This window comes from Blautia sp. 1001283B150304_161114_C9 (assembly GCF_015668165.1).
Lineage (GTDB): Bacteria > Bacillota > Clostridia > Lachnospirales > Lachnospiraceae > Blautia_A > Blautia_A wexlerae.
The window spans coordinates 37154-59206 of record NZ_JADPGO010000023.1; the positions used below are offsets into that span (position 1 = coordinate 37154).

General features: G+C 37.9%; 23 protein-coding genes. 1 reads left to right on the plus strand and 22 read right to left on the minus strand.

The features are described 5' to 3' along the window. Window position 1 precedes the first annotated feature (1 nt). The 22 genes from I4V44_RS12210 to I4V44_RS12310 all read right to left on the minus strand — a co-directional run bounded on the left by I4V44_RS12210 (window position 2) and on the right by I4V44_RS12310 (window position 21562). Entirely contained in the window at window positions 2–1486 is a 1485-nt protein-coding gene (locus I4V44_RS12210; RefSeq protein ID WP_117627831.1) for a DUF6034 family protein, read from the minus strand. Window positions 1487–1585: 99 nt separating this feature from the next. Then, complete coding sequence (locus tag I4V44_RS12215) at window positions 1586–3007, minus strand: sensor histidine kinase (RefSeq protein ID WP_118592840.1); 1422 nt, start codon at window positions 3005–3007, stop codon at window positions 1586–1588. Then, the gene (locus I4V44_RS12220; protein WP_005423065.1) at window positions 3004–3669 is read right to left on the minus strand and encodes a response regulator transcription factor; all 666 of its coding nucleotides are present in this window, start codon (window positions 3667–3669) and stop codon (window positions 3004–3006) included. Before I4V44_RS12220 ends, I4V44_RS12215 begins: the two co-directional genes overlap by 4 nt. 336 nt (window positions 3670–4005) lie before the next feature. After that, a complete protein-coding gene (locus tag I4V44_RS12225) occupies window positions 4006–4347 on the minus strand; it encodes a response regulator (RefSeq protein ID WP_226840136.1) in 342 nt (113 codons plus the stop codon). 170 nt (window positions 4348–4517) lie between these two features. After that, a complete protein-coding gene (locus I4V44_RS12230; protein ID WP_118592841.1) occupies window positions 4518–5846 on the minus strand; it encodes an IS200/IS605 family element transposase accessory protein TnpB in 1329 nt (442 codons plus the stop codon). 45 nt (window positions 5847–5891) lie between these two features. Next, complete coding sequence (gene tnpA, locus I4V44_RS12235; RefSeq protein ID WP_118566207.1) at window positions 5892–6323, minus strand: IS200/IS605 family transposase; 432 nt, start codon at window positions 6321–6323, stop codon at window positions 5892–5894. Window positions 6324–6522: 199 nt separating this feature from the next. Further along, a complete protein-coding gene (locus I4V44_RS12240; protein ID WP_165858238.1) occupies window positions 6523–7251 on the minus strand; it encodes a sensor histidine kinase in 729 nt (242 codons plus the stop codon). A gap of 246 nt (window positions 7252–7497) precedes the next feature. Next, on the minus strand, window positions 7498–8022 hold the full coding sequence (locus I4V44_RS12245) for a hypothetical protein (protein WP_020994000.1): 525 nt from the start codon (window positions 8020–8022) through the stop codon (window positions 7498–7500). After that, entirely contained in the window at window positions 8009–8833 is an 825-nt protein-coding gene (locus I4V44_RS12250) for a substrate-binding periplasmic protein (protein WP_118566154.1), read from the minus strand. Before I4V44_RS12250 ends, I4V44_RS12245 begins: the two co-directional genes overlap by 14 nt. 376 nt (window positions 8834–9209) lie before the next feature. Continuing rightward, entirely contained in the window at window positions 9210–10460 is a 1251-nt protein-coding gene (locus I4V44_RS12255; protein ID WP_243104488.1) for a HAMP domain-containing sensor histidine kinase, read from the minus strand. 70 nt (window positions 10461–10530) lie between these two features. Beyond that, entirely contained in the window at window positions 10531–11235 is a 705-nt protein-coding gene (locus tag I4V44_RS12260; protein ID WP_118592843.1) for a response regulator transcription factor, read from the minus strand. Window positions 11236–11403: 168 nt separating this feature from the next. Then, window positions 11404–12180 carry a C39 family peptidase gene (locus I4V44_RS12265; protein ID WP_182437334.1) on the minus strand — a complete coding sequence of 259 codons (777 nt, stop codon included), beginning with the start codon at window positions 12178–12180 and terminating at the stop codon, window positions 11404–11406. Next, entirely contained in the window at window positions 12164–13015 is an 852-nt protein-coding gene (locus tag I4V44_RS12270) for a CPBP family intramembrane glutamic endopeptidase (RefSeq protein ID WP_118592845.1), read from the minus strand. The genes I4V44_RS12265 and I4V44_RS12270 overlap by 17 nt, the downstream gene beginning before the upstream one ends. Before the next feature lie 228 nt (window positions 13016–13243). Beyond that, a complete protein-coding gene (locus tag I4V44_RS12275) occupies window positions 13244–15079 on the minus strand; it encodes a hypothetical protein (RefSeq protein WP_243280275.1) in 1836 nt (611 codons plus the stop codon). A gap of 6 nt (window positions 15080–15085) precedes the next feature. Further along, complete coding sequence (locus I4V44_RS12280; RefSeq protein WP_025577142.1) at window positions 15086–15577, minus strand: sigma-70 family RNA polymerase sigma factor; 492 nt, start codon at window positions 15575–15577, stop codon at window positions 15086–15088. A gap of 284 nt (window positions 15578–15861) precedes the next feature. Continuing rightward, on the minus strand, window positions 15862–16302 hold the full coding sequence (locus tag I4V44_RS12285; protein WP_118331121.1) for a hypothetical protein: 441 nt from the start codon (window positions 16300–16302) through the stop codon (window positions 15862–15864). Between the two features lie 295 nt (window positions 16303–16597). Beyond that, on the minus strand, window positions 16598–17077 hold the full coding sequence (locus tag I4V44_RS12290; protein ID WP_243104611.1) for a L,D-transpeptidase: 480 nt from the start codon (window positions 17075–17077) through the stop codon (window positions 16598–16600). A gap of 103 nt (window positions 17078–17180) precedes the next feature. Continuing rightward, complete coding sequence (locus I4V44_RS12295) at window positions 17181–18608, minus strand: DUF4179 domain-containing protein (protein WP_196002782.1); 1428 nt, start codon at window positions 18606–18608, stop codon at window positions 17181–17183. After that, window positions 18608–19126 carry an RNA polymerase sigma factor gene (locus tag I4V44_RS12300; RefSeq protein ID WP_008703676.1) on the minus strand — a complete coding sequence of 173 codons (519 nt, stop codon included), beginning with the start codon at window positions 19124–19126 and terminating at the stop codon, window positions 18608–18610. The genes I4V44_RS12295 and I4V44_RS12300 overlap by 1 nt, the downstream gene beginning before the upstream one ends. A 286-nt stretch (window positions 19127–19412) precedes the next feature. Beyond that, window positions 19413–19589 (minus strand): glycosyl hydrolase family 95 catalytic domain-containing protein, encoded by a 177-nt coding sequence (locus tag I4V44_RS18565; RefSeq protein ID WP_420314763.1) that lies wholly within the window; start codon window positions 19587–19589, stop codon window positions 19413–19415. A gap of 330 nt (window positions 19590–19919) precedes the next feature. Then, window positions 19920–21026: a DUF4179 domain-containing protein gene (locus tag I4V44_RS12305; RefSeq protein WP_196002783.1), complete on the minus strand. Its 1107-nt coding sequence runs from the start codon at window positions 21024–21026 to the stop codon at window positions 19920–19922. Beyond that, complete coding sequence (locus I4V44_RS12310) at window positions 21020–21562, minus strand: RNA polymerase sigma factor (RefSeq protein WP_196002784.1); 543 nt, start codon at window positions 21560–21562, stop codon at window positions 21020–21022. Before I4V44_RS12310 ends, I4V44_RS12305 begins: the two co-directional genes overlap by 7 nt. 206 nt (window positions 21563–21768) lie before the next feature. Here I4V44_RS12310 and I4V44_RS12315 point away from each other — a divergent pair. Further along, window positions 21769–22053: hypothetical protein (locus I4V44_RS12315; protein WP_196002785.1), on the plus strand; the 285-nt coding region annotated here is incomplete at its 3' end.

Below are 22053 nucleotides of genomic sequence, written 5' to 3' on the forward strand. Positions count from 1 at the left end.
GTCAGTAACCCAGATTCCGGTCTATGATACTGCCATCCACGGCATTAATGGTGAGGAAACTTTCATTTGGATCTTTACTGGTATTTGATTCTGTTTCTCCGTTATATTCACTTTCTGAAGTCATGCTGCCGAAAAAATCCCAGACGGGGATCAAAATACCTGTGTGTGCGTCAGTAGACGGCTCATATATTCTGGCATAGCCAAGAACGATCCGATCAATATTATAGACTCTGGAATTTTCATATTGCATATTATCAGCGTTTGTTACCACCATCATTTTTTCATAAATTTTCATAATCTCGCTGAATGAAAGAAGATTTAAATTCTCTGTCTTTATGTTACCAATTGTGTAGGGATTTGAATAAGTCATGCTTTCTATGCCATCTTTATCGACATAGAAACAGAGACTTTCATAAGACCATGTTTCCATCGTGCTGTCCATATCTTCCAATGCCCCACCGTCTGCAATTGTCTGAGTTACCGGCACACCATTTATGGTACGTGCATAATCAATTCTATATCCATTTCCAAAATTACCTGAACTATTATCGCCTTCAAAACTTTTGCACACCGCGTAATTCCAGTTAGAAAACTGTAAATCTGTGATGCCCATTTTTTCAACTTTTTCCTTTACAAGTTTTTTTGCTTCATCTAGGGACAGCCCGATAGATTCTTCTGTGGGTTTTTCTTCCTCTTCAGAATATCCGTAATCACACCACATTGCATCCTCCGGTATTTTTTCCCCGCCCTTGTTTGCTGCTTTCTTGATCTTGACTGACAAGGTATCGGAGCCATCGGAAGATATCATATAGTAGTATTGTGAATCGTCTGGCATTTGTGCAATACAACTGAAATAATTTCCGGCAACAGGTTTTGCCTCTGTCAGGGTTTTCTTTTCCGGAGCAGTTTCGTATTCCTGTTCCCATGTCTCAATATCTTCATAGATATCATAGACATAATTCCCATCATCGTCTGTTCCATAGTTATACGGATCCAGGTTTCCGTTAGCAACGTCTTCTTTTAGTTCATCCAGAGTTTTTTTAATTTCATCCTTTGTCTTCACATAATAACTATCCAGGGTATAAAGTTTTGCCTCTGAGAAGAATGCGTTTGTAATACGGTCGAGAAGCTCCTGGGTAACTTCTGCCGCAGTGACAGAAATAGCAGATATCTTTTCCACTTCCGGAATTTCTACGCTTGCATCTGTATTTACCACGAGCTTGGCACTGTCATCTTCCACATGGCTTTTATAATTTTGAGGAGCATCAATGAGATTCCTGATGGTTGTCTTTGACTCTGAACCGTCATCGTTCTTGCTTTCAGATGCTTCTCCTTTAGAACCGCTAACATCATCCGCTTCCGTATAAGCATCTACAGCCTTGCTCCCCTTCGGCTTTACCAAAGAAGAATCCGGGGTCTGTGCGCATCCTGTAAACATTCCAATACAAAGCACTATTCCTGCAAACTTTTTTATGTTTTTTCTCATTTCTGGTAATATCTCCTTTCTAAGGTTGTTATAAGTATATCATCGAGCATTACACCAAATCTTTCGCGATTTGTAACTGATATGTAAACGTTAGTGTGATTACCAGAAAACAGAGACGGTAGTTCCTTTTCCCGGATTGCTTTCAATCTTCAGTTGGAAATCGTGCAGTTCTATAATTTTCTGACATAAAGAAAGACCGAGCCCTACACTTCCTTTTGCCCTGGAACGAGATTTGTCTACCATATAAAATGGTTCCGTCACCATTTCCAGATCCTCTTTCGGTATTCCCTTTCCAAAATCCTGAACCATCAGATGGTCTGGGATTGCCTCAAGCACAATTTTAGATTCTTTCCTGGAAGCTTTGACTGCATTATCAATTAGATTTGTCACTACACTTATCATTAAGTCCTGATCAAACTTCTTTACCAATTCTTTTGGTTCACAAAATACATCAAGAGAGATGTTTTTTTCTTGAAGCCTGCAATCAATAAGTTCTTTTACTTCTTTCAGGAAGTTATCCACCTGTATTTCAGCTGGATTGAATGAGTCTTCCGAAGCTTCGTAGAGTCCGGTTAATTCCAGCATTTTCATAGAAAGTCTTGACAGCCTGCGACATTCATTTTCAATATAAATCAGAGCCTTCTCCTGCCTTTCTGGGGTTAGGCGCACAGTAAGCAATGTATCTGCATAGCCTATGATTGCAGTCATTGGGGTCTTCAGCTCATGAGCCAGACTTCCAATAAGCTGTTTTTGTGTCCGGTTTATGTTAGAAAGACTTTCAATTTGTTCTTTTATTTTACCTGTCATAAAATTAAAGGTTGCACCTATCTGCGCAAGTTCTGTATTTCCCTCTGACGGTACTTTAAAATCATAAATACCTTCAGAAACAAGAAGCGTAGCTTCTCTTAGGCCTGTAAGCGGTGCTGTGATTTTTCTAAGGCTCAAATAAAGGATAATTCCCATCACCACGATCAAAGATAAAGTAAATCCACCCGTCTGAAAAAACAGCAGATGACTTTTTTCTATTACATCTGTTATATCTTTATAAGTAACAATCTGATATCCCATATTTACATTGCCATAGTAAAATAACAAAAGTGTCCTTCCATTTATCTGACTGATCATAGGGCCATGACCATCACTGTTGCTGCCATGATCCACCATGTTTGCCTTACTTGCACATAATTCTCTTAACTTTTTTACATCGAATTCATAAACAGTTCCATTATAGGTCATTTTTCCATCAAGATATAAAACCGCGCTGTCATGAAAAACCTGCCGAAAAGCATAAGTAACTATTTGGGGGCGCATTTCGTTGTCGGCATTCTGTTTCTGATTGTCAGAAAGGCTTGTTTTATTTTCAAACTGTAAGATATTTGTTCTGAATATACTGCTTTCATAACTGTTGATATTCTGTATACTCTGATTTTTCCAACAATAAGTGGTATAGAGAAAGATCCCTGACGATGCCAACAGAATAATACATGTAGTCTGAAAAAAGATCTTTATTAAGAGTTTCATAAATCCACCTCAAGTCTGTAACCGATTCTGGGAATTGTTTTAATCTTATCCTGCCAGCCAAGTTTTTTCCTGATACGACCCACATGTGCATCCACAGTTCTTGTTTCTCCGCAGAACTCTTCATTCCACAGTTCCTGCAGAATCTGATTCCTGGTCAGTGCTTTATTCGGGTTTTTGGCGAACACCATGAGACAGTTATATTCCATTGGCTTTAAATAGATTTCCATGCCCATTTTTGTAACAGTACGACTAGCAGTATCAATGATGACATCACCAATTTGAATCTGTTCTTGTACAGTGCCATTACGTTCCAGTACTTTTTCAAGACGAACCATCACTTCCAGCATTTCAAATGGTTTTACAATATAATCTTCCGCACCGTCTTTTAATCCCTTTATCTTGCTCGCGATATCTCCCTTTGCAGTAAGAAATATTACGGGAATTTCATATTGCTTCAATTTCGGTAACAGGCTATAGCCGTCTCTTCCGGGAAGCATGATATCTACAAGTGCACACTGAAACGCATGATCTTGAATAATTGCTTCATATGCCTCATTTCCATCCAGATATCCTACTGTTTCATACCCTGCAATCTCCAGATTCATACATAGCAGGTCATTGATCGACATTTCGTCTTCTATCACAAGAATTCTTGCCTTCATAATTATTACCTCACATGTTTTTATAAATATCTTTTCACAGGTTAATTATACATTAAATTCTGTATTGCAGTTGTAACTGATTTGTAACAGCAAAAAAGGAAACTCATATAGTTTTCATTCACTATAAACCTTCCATATAAAAGAATCCATGTACAAAATAAGGGAATATATAAACAAAATGCATCAGTTAACAAACATCGGAAGAGGGGCATATCATTGTCCAATTGATATGCCCCCTCTTTGTCTGAATTACTGTTCCATTTTATAAATTTACGCATAATATTTCGTACTACGCCATGTTTCTATGGCTGAATCGAGCTAATAAGAACGTTACTGTTAATTGTGTTTATATCTACTTAAGGCACGAATCAGTTTTTCTGACTCCAGTGGTTTGGTAAGATAATCGTCCATTCCAGACTTCAGTGCTTTAGTCTTATCTTCTGTAAAAGCATTGGCGGTCATAGCTATAATCACAACAGCAGATGCATCACTTCTGTTCATTGTACGTATTTCTCTGGTAGCTTCCATGCCATCCATAACTGGCATCATAATATCCATCAGAATTACATTGACCTCACCAACACCTGATTTTGCAAATGCTTCAACAGCCTCCTTGCCGTTTGAAGCCCTTATAATTACTGCTCCTGCATTTGTCAGAAGGAATTCCGCAATTTCCATGGTGGATCTCACATGACTAAAGTCACATGCTCCTCAGCCGCTTTAAGCGACAAGGCTAAATATCGGCGGATACGCCTGTAACTTAGGATATGCGCAGTCATGCGCTTTTTTCCATGCCAGATATGGCAGGTTCCCACACCACAGGTAGTCCGCTGTATATCTGCCTGTGTTTATGCTGCTCTTAAGAGTTCCATTTCTAAAAATAGTTCTCTTAAGTCCGCATATACACATGAGATCCTACGCTTTACTGAAGGGACTTTTGCCTCCAGCAAAGACCTTTCCGTTACCGGAATGGGTTTTAAAAGTTCCCGTATAAAATATCTTGCTCCAATATTATAGGACGCTGAAAGATCACAGTTATATCTTTTTCCATTCTGGAATGTACATAAACTGTGATTGCCCGGATCGCGGACAACTATTCCTGACCCATCATAGGCAAGCCTGCTGGTATTCCATGCACAGATTCTGGAAATCCGCATCCCTCTGTGATGCGCCTGATGTTCACATCTTTTCTGGATATCTCTTTTTCTCCACAGATGCAGCTTCTGTTTCTTTCTTCCGGATATCTTTCCTTTTATTTCCAGATACTCAAACACAATCACATCCACATGGTTTTCTTCTGCATATCCTGTGACTGCACCTGCAATCTTTCTTCCAAGTTCTGTGTTAAGACGCTTCGCGTAGGCCCATCTGCTTTTCACCTGTGCAGAACCATGTTTCCTCTGGAACCTGCTTATTCGTCCCAGCACACGGTACATCCGGTCTTTTTCACTGGGAAAATCAATAAACTTTCTTCCCAGGACAGTTCCATCTGCCCGCATAATGGTACAGACTGCATCCGTATTGAGTCCTAAATCCACACTGCAGATGATCTGTTCTTTTACAGGTGTCTTTGTAAGCGGCACTTCTTCCGTATAAGAAAAACGCAGGAAGTATTTACGATGCCTTTTTTCCAGCACGGGTGCTGCAGCTTTTTTTCCTACCCAGTTCTTTCTTAGATATTCCATATCTGTATGGCTGAGGCTGACCCGGAACCATTTCCAGTCATGACCATCATAAAGTTTCAGGCACGCTCCATCTTTTTCTTCTGTATCCTCACGATACATCACATCTCGGTAGAATACCGGCATGGCATGATTATCACACACCAGCTTCGGCCTGCCGCCTTTCTGATCCGTTTTTTTCCACAGTTCCATCCTTGTCTTATATGAGGATACACTTCCCAGGGCATGCTGGATAGCTGCCCTTCTGAGATAAGAAGGCATCTTTGGAAAACGCAGGTCAAAATCAAACCTTGCCTGGTTCTTTTTGGTGGTATGTACCAGATGTTCTGCCGTGTCGAAACGTTTTTTAGGTTCTGTGATCACTGCCAGTTCATCCCATATCTGGGCATAGATCTCAATCAGACAACTGACCGCAGAACGATAAATATCCAGTGTCTGGCGGATCGGGATATTTTGTTTTCGCAATTCTACACCATAACTGGATACTGTCCTCATCTTTTTTCCTCTTTCTTACAAATATAAAAAACGGATTCTTTCAGGTTACTGTTTTTCTTTTTGCCCCTCGATATAAGAACATACCTGTTCCCTGCTCCTGTCACTCACCGTTACTGCACAATAAGATGGATTCCACAGATGCCCTCCCCAAAGCTCTTTCTTCAGTTCTGGATGCGCAAGAAACATCTGCCGGGCAATGTTCCCCTTCATGATCTTGATCATATCAGAGATATAAAACTGTGGTCTGCAGTCTACAAGCAGATGGATATGATCCGGCATAACCTCCATTGCCAGGATCTGAAATTTATATTCTTCTGCAAGGTCACAGAGCATTTCTTTGCATTCTGTATCAATACCATCTTTTAAAACCTTTTTCCGGTATTTTGTACACCATACCAGATGATACTGCAGGGAATACACATATCCTCTACCATATGAAAGTTCATTATTATTGATATTAAACATATTTTTCTCCATGTTTTTATTATACCATATGCAAGAACATTTTGCAAACATTTGTTCTACCTTTTTCAAAAAAATAGTGCATCTAACTCATCACTACTACAATACTTAAATGAAAAACTAAATTCCAATTCTACTTAAATAGTCTACAACTGGAATTTAGTTTTTCATTTAAGTCAATATATTTATGAAGTAACGAGAATGCGACACACAGTTATTCAAATTTAATCGTACCGCCCATTTTCTCTATTAGTTTTTTTGTAATTGGCATACCAAGACCTGTTCCTCCATAAACAGATCTTGCACCGCCTGTTTCCTGAGTAAATGGTTCAAAAATATGGTTCTGAAATTCTTTACTCATTCCAACTCCTGTATCCTTGCATTGAAACTCAAACAGTATATGCCTGTTATCTACCTGTGTTTCATAATAGCTGAGCAGTATCTCTCCTTTTTCTTTATTATACTTGACAGCATTACTTATGATATTCATAAGGATTCTTTTTAAATGGACCGGACTCCCATTCAAATATCTGTATTTCAGATTGTATTCTTTTTCAGATAAGCTGATTCCACGTTCATATACCTGTTTTTCTATCACTTCTCTTATTTCGTGCAGTAGCCTGTTAATATCAAAATCCTTATTTTCCAGCACAATTTCCTCTGACTCTAATTTGCTCATATCAAGCACTTCATTAATAAGCTCCAAGAGGTATCCTGAAGCATCCCATATTTTCCTGCGGCACTCATCTTGCTTTTTTAAATCATCTTTATAATAATCAGCCACCTCGATCATGCCACGGATTCCGTTAATAGGAGTTCGGATATCATGACTCATTCGCTGCAGAAATTCTGTTTTTGCATTATTTGCCATGTCAGCTCTTTGAGCTTCTTGCAAAAGTTTCTGCTTACAGGCTTCTTCCTGCATCATCTGAATCTTCAACAATTGCGCATTTGATCTCCTGCGGAAGGCAAATACGGAAGCAGCCACAAAAATATACAACAGTAACACAACCAACAGGTTTTTAAAAACAGAAGCAAACGCCATTTGCTCATCTATAAACATATAAACATAGTAATAACGCCCCTTAGTCATTCTGCCAATATATCTGCATTTTCTGTCTGAAACACGGACCAGTTTGTTAACTGGTTTCTGTTTTTCCTGTTGGATAATATTAATACCTCCAGAGCTCTATCCGATCAGATTTTCGTCATTTGAAGCAACCACATTTTTTCCATCTGTTACAACGATCATTCCGCTGGAATATGTATCATAGCCACTAAGAAGGCTCTGGATCGTAAGATTATAGTTTCTGGCATACTCAGCCGATGTATGATAAAAAGTGATAATTATGCCTTTTTCGTCAGAGCGTCCATATGCAGCCAGATCCACCTGTGACCCATCCTCAAGAACGATACTTGCAGCATATGTTTTCAGCTTATCCTTTGTAACTTCATCCTTTGTATGCGTCAGATTACGATTAACCTGCTGGGCATTTTCAATTGCACGCATTAAACCTTTTGTTTGGGATGCTTCATTATATCTGTTATAAATATAACATTGTTCTTTCACATATTTCAGAGTCTCGTCCATTTGCCTGGCAACTGCTTTTATATCGGTTTTTACAGAATAAACTATAGTTATCAGAAACAGAAGCAGTCCCGCCGTGATAACGATGATTTGAGTCTGCCGTCTGGACAGTTTAGTTATTTTCAATTTTATCCACCTCCAGATATCCACTGGTTTCGGGAAGATATTTTTTTAGAATTTTCTCTTCACTTCCATCTTTTCTCATTTCTTTAAAGATTTCTGTGAGTTTTTCCGGAAGTTCACTATCCGTGTTTTCAGGAAAAGCTACCCCGATTCCTGTAGTCAGGATAGCTTCGTCCAGGATTCTTATCTTTGCCCCGTAATCTTTTATATACTGTTGTATGGAAGTTTCATGAGCTGCTATAGCATCAACATAACCTTTTCCAAGAGAGGTAAAAAGCAATTTTCGGTTTTCTAAGCTATACACATCTTTTACCAATGGAATAGAAGGATTCGTCCTGTTAAGAAAGATATCCTCAGGCTTTGTGGAAGCCTGTACTGCGATTACTTTTCCCGACAGATCACTAAGCTTCTTTATATTACTGTTTTCATTGACTGCAACGACCTGCCGGCTCACCATATATGAACCTGCCCACTTATAATCATTCTCCCGGCCATCCATGGAAAAGCACCCCCATAAACAGTCTATCTCCTTATTTTCCAGATCTTTATCTTTATCATCCCATACAATCTTTGTAAATACCGACCTATAACCAAGGCGTCCCAGAGCTTCATTTGCAATGTCAACATCAATCCCTGCCGGTTCTCCATTTTCATCGGAATAATTAAAAGGTGGAAAATCGTCACTTCCAATGATTATCTCTGGCATATTTTCCTGTGAAGATGTACTTTTCTGTGTTGTAACTGAACATCCTGATATCAGTAATACCCCAAAAGCAAACAAAAACGGTATTACTGCCATGTATTTAGATTTCATGCTATGGTACCTCAACAATTTTCTCTGATTTTTTTGGATTTTACGTCATTATAATAACTCTGTTCATACTGAATTTACATAAAAGATATAATACAAAACATGCACAAAATTTTATATTTTTTACAAAGAACAGGTGATTTTTCAAGTGAGTCATGTTATGTAAATTTCACTCAGAGTGGTGCTCCATCACTTTCACTCTGAAACTCCATCTTCATTTTTACTTTTGCCAGTTTTATTTCCGGTATTCCTTCAGAAATGGACATAAAAAGCGCCATAGGTTTTTTCCAATGCCTATGGCGTGTAAATAATTTTCTACTCTGCGGATACCCTGTTTATGATTGTCTGCCTGAACAGGCATCTATGCCAACAGATTTCTCTATACTTTTGAAATTTTATGATACTCTTTTTTCTCTGGAAAATACAAAACTATACAATAAGTTAAATCGTCTGCGTTAACTTCCATTCGCCCATCCATCTGCTCCATCATAATAGAAATATTCTGCAACCCAATCCCTGTTTTTTGATGTTCAGAATCAAATCTGGTAATACTATTTTGAATACTGATTCCTACTTCTTCATTCCCATAACAAAGCTGTATACATACCTCATTTTCATGTTTTCCATATTTTTCAATATTAGAAATAATATTATTCATAATTCTGCCGATAAAATCTGTATTTATACATACAGATATCTGTCTCCACTCCAACCGATCTGTATTTACTTTAAATCCTTCATATTCCAGTAAAGCACACAGTTCAGAAAGATAATCTCCAAAAGCACACATAATATCTTCTGCAGGTTCCAGTTCTATATGGTGTCGTGAATTTACAAAAAAATATTCAAACATCTGCTCCGACAAATCTCTGATCTGAAGTACACGATCAAAGGCTTTATTTATATATTCCTGAGTAACCGCACCTTCTTTTTGCTGCTTTTTTAGAATCTCAAGATATGCCATCAAACCAGTCAGAGGAGTACGCAGATCATGTGACATTCCTAACACCAGCTTCTCCTGTGCACTCTTCAGGTCATACTCTATCTGCTCTTTTTTCACTAATGTTTGTCTCATATGTTCCAGTCCACTGGCTAACTGTGCAATTTCATCTGTTCCCTGAACAGTTACATTCCCCTGCAAATTTCCTCTGCTGATTATATTTACCTCTTTCATAAGGCATTGTATATATTTTACATTCTCATACATTCCGGATACAACAATTCCAATACACGCCGCGACTCCAAGTACAACAGAAAAGACCATCAATATGTTAAAATATTTATCCGCTGTTCCTTCATATATATATACATCTGCCGCTCCATCCTTAAATGAAATTCTGTGGTACATTCTCCATGTCAGATTTGGTATTTCTCTGCTGCCATACATAATTTTACCGTTGTAGGAAATATCAAACAACAGCCATTTTCCCCTTGAAATCGTGAAGTCATCAATATTTCGTTCTGTACCCCATTTTTTCAACATTTTATAATCAGATGCACTCAACTTATTTTGTGTGACATATTCCTGAAGTTCTTCTGCACGTTCTGTCTCTTCAGCATAAACATATCCTGTACGAAAGAAAAAGCGTTGCAGTAACCCCTTTCCCCCGAAATATGTCACGCTTAACACTAATAAACCTGCTAATAACCCCTGCATAAGATAGCAAATTATCTTGCCTGTCAAACTATTTCCGCAAATTTTATCCAAGGCGATATCCCTTTCCCCATACGGTTTGAATCATCTTTGGTTTTTGTGGATCATCTTCGATTTTCATTCGTAATCTTCGGATATGCACCATAACAGTATTTCCAGATGAATATAAGAACGGCTCCTCCCACAAACTCTCATAAAGATTTTTTACCGAGAATACTTTTTTCGGGTTTTCCATCATAAGCAATAAGATTCTGTATTCCATTTCTCTGAGACTGATTTCCTTTTCATTGCGGAATACCTCATTACATTGAGTATTCACTTTTACTTTTCCATATTCAATCCAATGTTCTTTTGTCTTCTCACCTTGTAATGTCTGACTATATATATGATATCTTCGTAGTAACGCTTTAACCCGGGCAAGAAGTTCCGCATACGAAAATGGTTTCACGAGATAGTCATCACCTCCTGCCATAAGTCCGAGTAATTTATCAGATTCCTGACTTTTGGCTGTCAGAAACAACACTGGAACATGTGAGATTTTTCGAATTTCTTCACAAGTTTTTATCCCGGATATTCCCGGCATCATAATATCAAGAATAACAAGGTCAATATCATCTGATACTTTTTTCAAACACTGATATCCATCCTCTGCTTCCTGAACAATATATCCCTCACCTTCAAGAAGTATCCTCACTCCTTCTCTAATTGCTGCATCATCTTCTACAACCAAAATATGATTATCCATTTTCATCCTTTCGTCTTCTATAGCAATTCCATAAAATAATGCAATCAAGACAGTTCAGCAGAGTGCGAAGGACAAGGAAGATACCTGCAGGCGTACTGACGCACGGCAAAGATATCTGACGCAGGACTTCACGCTATGATGGACTGGGTTGTTTGCAGTATTTTATGGAATTGCTTAAGCTGCATATACCCATATTTGCTGACATTGAGAAATCAGGGTCGTATATTCCCATTTTTTTGAACTGTTTGTATAGCTGAATGGATCGTTTACAGAAAATTTCTTTCTGGAATAATCATAAATAACAATAAAATGCCCTGAATTTGTAAAATCTCCGGGACCCATAGCACAGATTATCAGATTTCCATCTTTAAGTCTGTCGGCCATTTCCTGTTCTCCCAGCATATCAAATTGCGAAGCAATTACACCGTAATCCAAAGCAGCTTCTCTCATGAATTTCCAGGATGTTCCAATACCCTCTACACAATATCCCTCGTTCATGGATTTTTGCGCAAGCACAGGTGGTGTTGCCTCTGTATTTCTGGTTAAACTGTATATTACCATTGCCATGCACGTCGGACCACATCCGGAAATTCCTATATCACTTGTTCCATAAGGTTCATATCCCCATCTTTTATCCCATTGAATAAATAAAGGAACTTTTTTCTTCCGTTCCTCAAATGTAAGTCCTTCAGAAGACTTCTTATGTACATCATTGTATCCTTCGACAAATTCCAGCATTTCCGGATTTCTTTTTAAATCCTCTAAAAGAATATCCGGATAATTTTCTGTATGTAAAAATATCTTCTTCCACTCTGCACTTTCCATTATCTGTTTTTTGTAAGCGTCTGTCAATATAATACCCTCTTCAGTTTTTTTCGCTCTTACTGTCACAACTATCCATGCTGCCAGAATTAAAATCAGAAGAATAATTTTACTACAACTTTTTCCCATATGTTTTTTTCTTTTTTTCATCATAAATCACCATTAATATGATCCCGGTAAATCCTGCCATTGTTGGAATTGAAGCTGTAAACCCTACCGAACCATTAATTCCTGTAAGCAACATATTTTTACTGTTTACAGTATACATCCATATTGCAGGAAAGTTCTGTGCCACATCAATATGAAAAATCTGGCTTTCTCCTGATAGAATATTATACAGACAATGAATCATAACCGAAGACCATATAGAACCTGTCTGCTCTGTAACAAGTGCCAATGCAATTCCTGCAATTTCAACAGAAATAATCATCATAATTACTTTTTTTATATCAGAAGTATCAATCCCATCAAAATGATAAACAGCGAATAAAAAACTTGAAACAAACACTGCACATTTCTTTCCAAAAGTATTCTGAAGCAATCTTAAAATCATACCACGAAAGACAATTTCTTCTGTTACTGCCGCTTTAATACCTGATGATAAAATAGAAATTGTAACTACATCTATGATTTCTTTATATGTAAGGTTTCCTTTTTCAAATGTTCCCTTTGTAAAAAATATATAAAAAAGGCATATTAATACTGGCATTAATACCGCTGTTATACACCACTTTTTTTTCGGAAGCGGCATTCCTAAAAACAAATCCTGCATTTGAATTCTTATAATATACTTCGTATATAAATATATCATGGTCAGCAGGCTCAAAATCGCAAGTGTCACATATAGAATTCTCACATATGGATTCTTCTCACATATCCCATATGCAAATGCTATACTAAATTCATCCGTAAGCTGAATAAGAATGAATGCTATTGCAATATGGAACGTACATTTTATTTTCATAAATGCTCCTTTACTTTTCTCCTCATGTATTATTTTCTAAGAGTTATCTCTTAGAATGTACTTATACAATAACATTTAATTCTTACCTGTTCATTTAACTGTACCTTAACTATTCTTAACTATCTTCAAGCAGATGCAAGGCCTATGACGAAAGCTTTGCCTTAGAAGCTATGGCATCATCCATGGTCATGTTCCCCATAAAATTTGTTTTTCATTTGTTTTTCATGTCTACCATCCAAATGCGTCCCGGATCAAAGTCCCGGTTTCTCCGTCTATATAAAACAATTCCTGTTCTTCTGGTGAATCCTTCCATTGGTAGGGACAGCAGAAACTCCATACAGGTCTGTAAACAATTCCATCTGCAGTTTCATCAATATAATATTTCAGGCGGATTTTCGTAACTGGAATCGTGATTGGTTCTGTTTTCTCCGTCGTGTCCTCTTCCGTAAAAAATCCGATTTTTCCTTCTTTTACATATTGTTCCACCGATTTCATAATTTCTTCCATGGGAAGCATAGTAACTGTTTCTTTCTCTTTCACCTGAAGCGGGATTGGTATTTTGAAATAGCAGTCTTCAGGCTTGAGACCAAATCCTGTGCTTCCCTGATAATGATACTGAGAAAGTCCACCTGCCGGTATTCCATTCAACATAACTTCTGTGTCGTAATAATCATATCCTTCCGTCATGTCGCTAATTGATTTTCTTACAGAAGTTCCAGCTAAATCAGCTTTGGAAAACAGTTGATTTATAATATTTAGTTTCTCATTTTCCGTATTCTCGCCTAAAAATCCCAGATCTTTTTCATTTAATCCATCACACTCTATCATCCCATCTGAAATAAATAACTGCAGTCCTTTTTCTTTATTTTCCCAGACCATTTCATCTGTTACAGATTTTTCCCATCCATCTTTCCCGCCAAACCAGGAGCAGATATCTTTCTCTGATATATTGCATTTTTTCAGAACTCCCTTTGAAACGTCATCAGTATTCCCGGTAACATCAGCTTCTATTGTAAGGGTTCCTGATTTCCCTGGCAAAGAAGCTGTTACATGGTTTTTCTTTACCTGTAATATTGTTTTCTCCGGATCATATTTTTCATTTACACTCGTAGTATTTGACGAACTATCCAAATCTGTTGTGTTCTGCGTACTCTCACCCGAAGATGGTTCTATTCCGGTGTCAGCAGCCTGCAATTTCCCTTCTTTTCTATATTTTTCAATGATATCCCTTACTTCATCCTTTAATGGAAGGGTTAACGTAAGAGTCTGAGGCGTATATCCTCTGTAAACGTCCTCCGCAGGAAGTGCATAAGAAATCCTTCCTTCTGAATCTGTAAAAGAACCAATTTTAAAAATCTTTTCGTAAGCTTCAGTGTCTTTCCAGGTATAATAAATTTTACCGTCATAAACAGGATATGCCTGAATAGTCATGGAAAGTTCTACTTCAGAATCTTCATTTAATATTTTCTCAATCAAAGCGTCATCATACAAAGTAATATGCCCATAATAAAGATCTTCTCCTTCTATTTTATTTAAAGAAGCCAGTGCATCTTTTCCATTCACCGTTGCATGATCACGGCAAGTGATCATATAATTCTTTGCCTCATTGGAAGGTTCTCCCACAAAACTTAAACCGCCGCCATCAAAATACGCTTCTTTAACAGTCAGCATGGACTGATTCCAATCGACCGCCTCGGGAGTTATTGGATAAGAAGTAATATTTTCCACATTTTCTGCAGTTGACTCAGGTTCTGTGACAACCATTTGAGCTGCCTCCTGTTCAGCGACACCCTGTTGTTCAAGTTCTTTATACAGTCGTCCGATATTTGTTGCAAGTACACCAGTACTAACTCCTAATATAGCAGCTACCGGAAGAAGAATCCGAATTATTTTTTTCTTATTTCCTGAATTTTTCGTTCTTTCTCCATCTGTTTTTTTACTTAAATCCCCCGTTGTTTTCTCATCTGGGGAATTTAAAATTCCGCTCAGAACATCTTCCATAGCTTTATCAATATTTTCTGGTATTGTAGTTTCTTCTTTTAAAATCCTTCTGATTTCCTTCATATAGTCTCACCTCCTGATCACCTTTTTTAATTTTGCTCTTGCCCGGGAAAGTTTGGTTGATACGGTATTGCTGTTCATTTCAAGAAGGGCACTGATTTCCTTAACTGAAAATTCATCAAAATAATAGAGTTCCACGATTTTCCTACTTTCTTCATCCAGGCATAAAAGCAATTGTTTCCATTCACAGAGATTCAGTTCTTCACAATGTACACCTTCTGCAAAATCATCCAGTTCTGCTGCATGGTTCTTTTGGCGGAGAATGTCCTTGCACTCATTTATAAGGATCCGCATCAGCCAGGTTTTAAAATACTTCGGCTCTCTCAGTCTCTGTATATTTTCATAGCAGGATAGGATTGTATTTTGCAGGGCATCTGCAATGTCCTGCTCATCCCGAAGATAAATCCAGGCAGTTTTATACAGGCTCTGCTTATTCATCCGGATTAATCTGACAAATGCTTCTTTATCTCCATTTTTAGCCTCTGTTATTAAAGCATCCATAAAGTACCTCCCTTTCTTCTTATAATTATTAGACTTGAAAAACAGTCATTTGCTTTCAAGAAAAAAATTTTATAAAAAACGCCATAGGTTTTCGATACCTATGGCGTGTAGATATAGGGAAAAGCTGCCTTTTTTATCGGCAGTGGAATGTTTTCTGTGTTTGTGCCAGATCATCCAAGTCATATGAGTGAATTCCTAATGCTTCTAAATCCATTATCCATTCCTGAACTTCATATCCCAAAATATCTGCGAATATTTTTTTCAATATTCCTTTGTCTTATCAATTATCTTGTATATGGTTCGGTGTCTTTTCCGTCATATACAAATACTTTTATATCCGTATTTTCATCAACATCAGCATGGATGCCTACCGTGTATTCTTCATCTGTAACGTTCAGAAAAGAATAGCAGCCACCTGCAGGAATCCTGCCAGACACGAGTTCCTGTTTTCCTTCGCAGAGCAAATACACAATAATATCAAAATCGTTTCTGTTCTGAACCGTCAACACGCCTGTTTTGGATGAAATTTTTGCATCGGAATATGTAATTACATAAGAATCAGGCGTTGACTCTTCCGCACAGGTTACAGAACAATCCCACTGTATCGCGGCATTTGCTTTTCGACAGGCTTCTGAAGACTTATATATTGAAAACATAATCATTGTACTTATAGCAACAATACTAATAATGACCAACACTATTGCCACTTTTTTCTTCACAGCCATCACCTCCACACACAATTCAGTTTGTTACCCATATGATATCATATCTTTTCTTCAATTACATTACCTAATTTTAATACACAGCCATTCGACTTACTATTACTTTGTTTTCTTCCGTGTATAAAATTGCGGATTTGAATATATCTCCCGGTCACAATCTTTTAAAAGATCCTGAAAAAATTTTGCCCACATCACAGGTATTTTTTAATTCTTTAAAAATGAGGTCTTCTTTTCCAAAACAAATCTCCGGCAGATTGAAAACATATTAATTAAAGCCGTCTGGCAGAATAATATAGAATTAGTAAAAACAAATTATCGGGACATCATACTGAATAAGGCTGTAAAGCTGCCCGGCATTTTCCGGGGGAAGATTGATGCATCCATGAGAACCACCTGTAAGATATCTGTCACCACCAAAATACGGCTGCCAGTCTGCATCATGAAAGCCAATTCCTCCATTGAATGGCATCCAGTACGTTACCGGCTGTTCATAAGAATAGGTTCCATTTGCTGTCATTTCACCTCGCAGCACAGACGGACTGCTCTTTGAATTCAGTGTGAATATTCCAGGGGGTGTTTTTCTATCCGGATCACCTAGCAGTCCGGATACGATTTCTGATTGAAAAATAATATTTCCATTCTGATAATACCACATATACTGCTCTGTAAGATCTACCTCTATATATGTATCTCCGAGATCATTGATCCCATGTGCATTTGCTCTCATAGAATATACCGGTTCCCTGGTTGTCTGGGTTCCTGATTGAATTTCCTGCATGAGCTGTGCTAATTGTTCCGGGTCTTGCCGATTTTGAAGTTCTTATTGATTGCCCCATCACTTCTTTTTGTCTCATATCTTATTCATCTTTCTTTTATATCAACTAGTTTTTTACATTGTCATTGTCAAAATGCAATGTCTTATGGTACTTCGCATTCTCCTCCAGAAGTTTTTTCCATTTTTGTCCATCCTCTTTCGTAGGATTATCAAAATTCTGCTGGCCTTTCAGCTCATCCATATACTGGACATAATCCAGAAAATAAATGTCTACCGTAGAAATATCTCTGTCCTGAATTGCGAAGTTATTACAGTTTCCAGTAGACTCATTGTACGGAAGTGTGTTTCCATTGGCATCAAGAGCTACCATAAAGCAATCACTGTTGGAACCTTCCTTATAAAGTTCATTTACCGTCAATTCATATGGAGTACGAATCACCGATTTAAGTCCAATACCTGCATCGTTTGTATCATTGAGTTCCAATACTTCTGTCTGGGAATCATCTACCGTAACCGGGATATCGAAGCTCCAGTCACCTTCATATTTGTAGTAGCCAGCATCCCTTCCATATTTTTTCTCATCCTCTTCTGACCACTGATAGTTTGCTTCCAGTCCTCTTACCTTCGTAATATCCAGATGCAGGTTAAAGGTATCTGGAATATCAATATCTTTAATGTACTTCTGATATGCTCCACCACGTTCAGACAATTTATTGATAAACTCTTCCAGCAGCGCATAACCTTCATCCGTCTGATCATCTAAGTCCGCCTGAGTTATTCCCATCTCATCCATTACCTGCTGTGTCATTTCATTGTATTTCTCATTATATTCCGTATAATCTTTTGCGGCTTCAGCCAAATCATAACGGAAAATACATGCATAGGTGTTATCATCCAGAAATTTTCCTTCCACTTGACCGTCAATTACCGGGCTAGCCTCTGAATTAAAGTCCACACCCCCTGTCATATCCAGATCAATGACTGGTGTTCCACTTTCCGCCCCAGTTTCTGTTTCTGGGAACGGTTTATCACTTTTAAACTGCATAGTCACATAAATTGCCTGGCTGTTTGCGTATACCTCAGAACATGTAATTGTCAGCCCATCTGCTGTCTTAGTGTAAATAGCATCATTATTGGCATGATCTGTCTTGGCTCCGTCTGTTTCACTGCTATCTGTCTTCGTTCCATCAACAGCTTCCAAAGTTGTTGCATGATCTGAAAAGTCACCAAAGAAACTCACATTATCCTGTAAAATTTCAAAGAGTCCTCCTACAACCGGGATATTTTTTGCCATTACCGGATTGATTGCACAGAATACAAATCCTACTGCCAGTACCGCTGCCATCCCTCCTGCTATCCTGCCTCCACTTTTCATCCAATGATATGGATCCTTTGATGCTTTTTTCTGTAAAACAGCGTTATTTTCAATCAAACGATATGCCTGATTAATATGTTCATGCACGATTTCCGGCATTTCTATATCCTTTTGAAGTTTTTTCTGGAAGTCTTTCTCATTATAATTTAAAGTCGTCATTAGGCACGTCCCTCCTTAACCTTATATCCATACATCTCTGCAATCTGTTTTCTGCCACGATAAAGACGAGATTTTACAGTGCTTTCCTTCATATCCAGAATGTCACTGATTTCCCGGATACCAAATCCTTCCATATAGTATAGAAGAACAACCAAGCGGTATTTACTGTCCAATGGCTCTAAGGCCTGGATCCATTCCATTGCTGCATATTTTTCTTCGTGAAAAGGCGTTTCCGGCATCTGATCCGTATAAGTAACCAGCTTTTTCTTCTGTATCATGTCCTTGCACTTATTGATCAGAATTCGGATCATCCATGTCTTGAAATATCTGTTCTGTTTCAGACTTTTTAGATTTTCATAGCAGGAAAGAATCGTATCCTGTATTGCATCCGCAACATCTTCATCATTTTTCAGATATGCTGCTGCAACCTTGTACATACTCTGTACATTCTCATCTATAAGCCGACAAAAAGCATCTTTATCGCCTTTCTTTGCTTTTCGTATCAAAATCTCATTCATTGTCGTCTCCTTTCTCCTATATCAGACCGGTCATCAGGAAATCTTGTATAAAAGCCTTTCTTTATGCGCTTCTACTTATTAGACGTGCAAACTCCCAAAAAAGTTGCAATTTTTTTTAACAATCTCAGAAAATCCCCAAAAGATTAGTTTGAACACTTCCATGCTTTTCATGATTATCAGTCAAGGTGCTATAAAATATTCCAGGTACTAAAAACAGCCGTACCATGTGCTTTTACATGATACGGCTGCCAATGATTCCAGCCCCTCAGGACAGATCAATCAAAAATCATATTCTCTGTCCCAAATTCCCATCAATCTGGAACAGAGGGTGTGCACACAGCATGTTGGGATAAATGCCGCCTCCCACACAGGAGATATTTTCCTCCCTGGTATAACGGAGCTGGTTTTTCAAAAGCCCCAGTGCATGTTCCCCGTCCCGTAAAGAAGAGGAGGAACAGACAATGAAAAGATTTAAAGCTTATATCGAATATGTAATGAACTTTTATGCCAACTATTACAGATTTTACCGGTAAGTGCAAAATATGGCTTCCGGATATAACCCGGAATCTGTATTTGCAGTTTATGCAGACCTTGTAATCAATAATTTCAGTATACGCTAGAATCCGTTTCCTGTATATGAACAGGATGCGTTAATATATAAACAAAATTTTACAGTTGGCAGATTTAGCCAAAAAGAACCGATATCAGTCTTGCAAAGACCTTGTATCGGTTCTTTTTGTATTTTCTCATTATCTAATTATGGGAGAATTTTTCTGTATCACCGAAAAAACCTTTATTCCCGCACTTCAAGCCACTGGTCAATGTTCCCAAAATGTACCGCCTGCAGATTATCTACATCAACCAGTTGCGGGAAGCTGTTTCTGATGATCAGGACACCATTTTCCTTATCCTGTTTTTCTCCACCGCCAGCGATGCCTCCCATGGTCAGATCAAGTGTCAAAACCGTTCCATCTTTATAACGCACCTGGTCAATATTAGCTCTGCCATAAAGATCCATGCCATAGTCCGTACCTGCGTACTCAAATTTGTTTTTTTCATCTTCATACACCTTCATAGCTTCATCATAATCAAGATATAATGACCATAAAAGGGGGGTTACTTCCATTTTCTTCACTGTGATTTCATAACCTCCAAAATCACATTTCCGGTTCACTTCCAGAGTTGTCGGAGGCTTTACTGCACCCAAGGTCCATTTAAAGTCCCATGTTCCATCTGTAATAACAGTCGTATCATAATCTCCTTCCTCCGTAAGATTCTTCAATGTGATTTCTACAGTTTTATTACTCAGATTATAATCACTGTCATAAGAAATCCCTGCTGTGAAATATTTAGAATGTGCCGAATCCTGATCATAGTTCAGCAGATTATCCTGGCTCACACCTGTACTCAGGCTTCCAAATCTGTCATCATCTTCTGCATATACTTCTTTTCCATCGATCTTAAAATGTGTCATCTCCTCAAAAGAAGTATGATCAGTCATAGAAATACTGTCATCTGTTTTCACTTCAAAAAAAGCATACAGGAATCCCTGATCCTGAATAGAATCTGTCAGGGTAACCGTCACACCATTTTGTGTTACAGACTGGTCTATATTCTGAATATAGTTTGATTCCTGCATCGTTTCCTGCTGTTCCTCAGATGGTTCCAGTCTTTTTAACAGATGGTCATTCCATTTAAAGAACTCTTTTGCCGCCACTGTTACTCCCATGCCTGTACAGATCACTGCTGCTACAATCAGTAATCGGCCACTGATTCTTTTTCTTTTGTATTTTTTATCAACTGCATCTGCCTGCTCAATATGTCTCAGTGTCTCTTCAAATTTCTCATGAAAATCCTGTGGTACTTCCGGTGCTATATTATTCCATTTGTTCTCTAACATGACATTTTCCCCTTTCCTGTTATTCTCTTTGATGGTTTGCTGTTTTTCCCAGGCATCGGTCTTTTCTCTTCTTCATCGGATAACTGTTCTTTCAAAAACTCTCTTGCACGGGAAAGTCTGCTTTTAATCGTTCCTTCCGGAATATCCAGAGCCTCACTGATCTCTTTCTGTGAGAATCCTTCTAAATAATACAATGTTACCAAAATCCTCAGATCCTCCGGAAGTTCCATAATCGCCATATACAGATGACTGTATCTGTCCTCCTCAGTCAGCCTCATATTGTCCATATATTCTTCATATGGAATAGCATTTTTTCTTTTCCGAAGAATCCCATTGCATTCATTGATCAAGATTTTTGTGATCCATGTTCGAAAATACTTTTCTTTCTTTAAGGTGGGAAGTTTCTCATATGCCTTAAGAATTGTTTCCTGCACAGCATCCCCACAATCAGAGTCATTCTTCAGAATGGACTTTGATATATGATACAGCATGGCTTCTGCATCCCGAACCTCCTTAATAAATACATCTTTTGTCATAACTTTGTCTTCTCCTTTTGTCCAGCCGGATTACTACACGTGTTTACTTTTTACTTTTACACTAATTAGATGCATCGGGAAGAGGATTGGTTCTCATAAAATTATCTCAGGATTTTGTAACTTAAAAAATACAATTTGCACATATACAATGATACAATAAAAATATAAAAATTATAGCAATTCCTACACGAAAGGGGTCATGTTTTATGAGAAAAAGAATTAGTTTTATTTCTGTGCTTACCATGTTTCTGGCAATTGGTTTTGTAATTATTTTTTCCAGACCCGTAAAAGCAGCGGCAAATGGGGTCATATTAAAATCAAATCGGACATACGCAGCATATGATGTTACCGGTGATGGAATGAAAGATAAAATCAGAATCAGAGCAGCCAATCAAACCGACGATGAAGCATATGCGTCACTTACTGTATCGGTTAATGGAAAAACAGCTTACAGATTAAAAAATACACGTTTTTATAATGTTATAGCAAAT

What these genes read in the sequence shown, in the direction of transcription:
- I4V44_RS12215 (WP_118592840.1), bottom strand. Translation starts at nt 3,007, where the DNA reads ATGAAACTCTTAATAAAGATCTTTTTTCAGACTACATGTATTATTCTG.
- I4V44_RS12270 (WP_118592845.1), bottom strand. Translation starts at nt 13,015, where the DNA reads ATGAAAATAAAATGTACGTTCCATATTGCAATAGCATTCATTCTTATT.
- I4V44_RS12250 (WP_118566154.1), bottom strand. Translation starts at nt 8,833, where the DNA reads ATGAAATCTAAATACATGGCAGTAATACCGTTTTTGTTTGCTTTTGGG.
- I4V44_RS12225 (WP_226840136.1), bottom strand. Translation starts at nt 4,347, where the DNA reads ATGGAAATTGCGGAATTCCTTCTGACAAATGCAGGAGCAGTAATTATA.
- I4V44_RS12260 (WP_118592843.1), bottom strand. Translation starts at nt 11,235, where the DNA reads ATGAAAATGGATAATCATATTTTGGTTGTAGAAGATGATGCAGCAATT.
- I4V44_RS12230 (WP_118592841.1), bottom strand. Translation starts at nt 5,846, where the DNA reads ATGAGGACAGTATCCAGTTATGGTGTAGAATTGCGAAAACAAAATATC.
- I4V44_RS12210 (WP_117627831.1), bottom strand. Translation starts at nt 1,486, where the DNA reads ATGAGAAAAAACATAAAAAAGTTTGCAGGAATAGTGCTTTGTATTGGA.
- I4V44_RS12275 (WP_243280275.1), bottom strand. Translation starts at nt 15,079, where the DNA reads ATGAAGGAAATCAGAAGGATTTTAAAAGAAGAAACTACAATACCAGAA.
- I4V44_RS12285 (WP_118331121.1), bottom strand. Translation starts at nt 16,302, where the DNA reads ATGGCTGTGAAGAAAAAAGTGGCAATAGTGTTGGTCATTATTAGTATT.
- tnpA (WP_118566207.1), bottom strand. Translation starts at nt 6,323, where the DNA reads ATGGAGAAAAATATGTTTAATATCAATAATAATGAACTTTCATATGGT.
- I4V44_RS12265 (WP_182437334.1), bottom strand. Translation starts at nt 12,180, where the DNA reads ATGGGAAAAAGTTGTAGTAAAATTATTCTTCTGATTTTAATTCTGGCA.
- I4V44_RS12280 (WP_025577142.1), bottom strand. Translation starts at nt 15,577, where the DNA reads ATGGATGCTTTAATAACAGAGGCTAAAAATGGAGATAAAGAAGCATTT.
- I4V44_RS12300 (WP_008703676.1), bottom strand. Translation starts at nt 19,126, where the DNA reads ATGAATGAGATTTTGATACGAAAAGCAAAGAAAGGCGATAAAGATGCT.
- I4V44_RS12220 (WP_005423065.1), bottom strand. Translation starts at nt 3,669, where the DNA reads ATGAAGGCAAGAATTCTTGTGATAGAAGACGAAATGTCGATCAATGAC.
- I4V44_RS12305 (WP_196002783.1), bottom strand. Translation starts at nt 21,026, where the DNA reads ATGTTAGAGAACAAATGGAATAATATAGCACCGGAAGTACCACAGGAT.
- I4V44_RS12295 (WP_196002782.1), bottom strand. Translation starts at nt 18,608, where the DNA reads ATGACGACTTTAAATTATAATGAGAAAGACTTCCAGAAAAAACTTCAA.
- I4V44_RS12290 (WP_243104611.1), bottom strand. Translation starts at nt 17,077, where the DNA reads ATGCAGGAAATTCAATCAGGAACCCAGACAACCAGGGAACCGGTATAT.
- I4V44_RS12310 (WP_196002784.1), bottom strand. Translation starts at nt 21,562, where the DNA reads ATGACAAAAGATGTATTTATTAAGGAGGTTCGGGATGCAGAAGCCATG.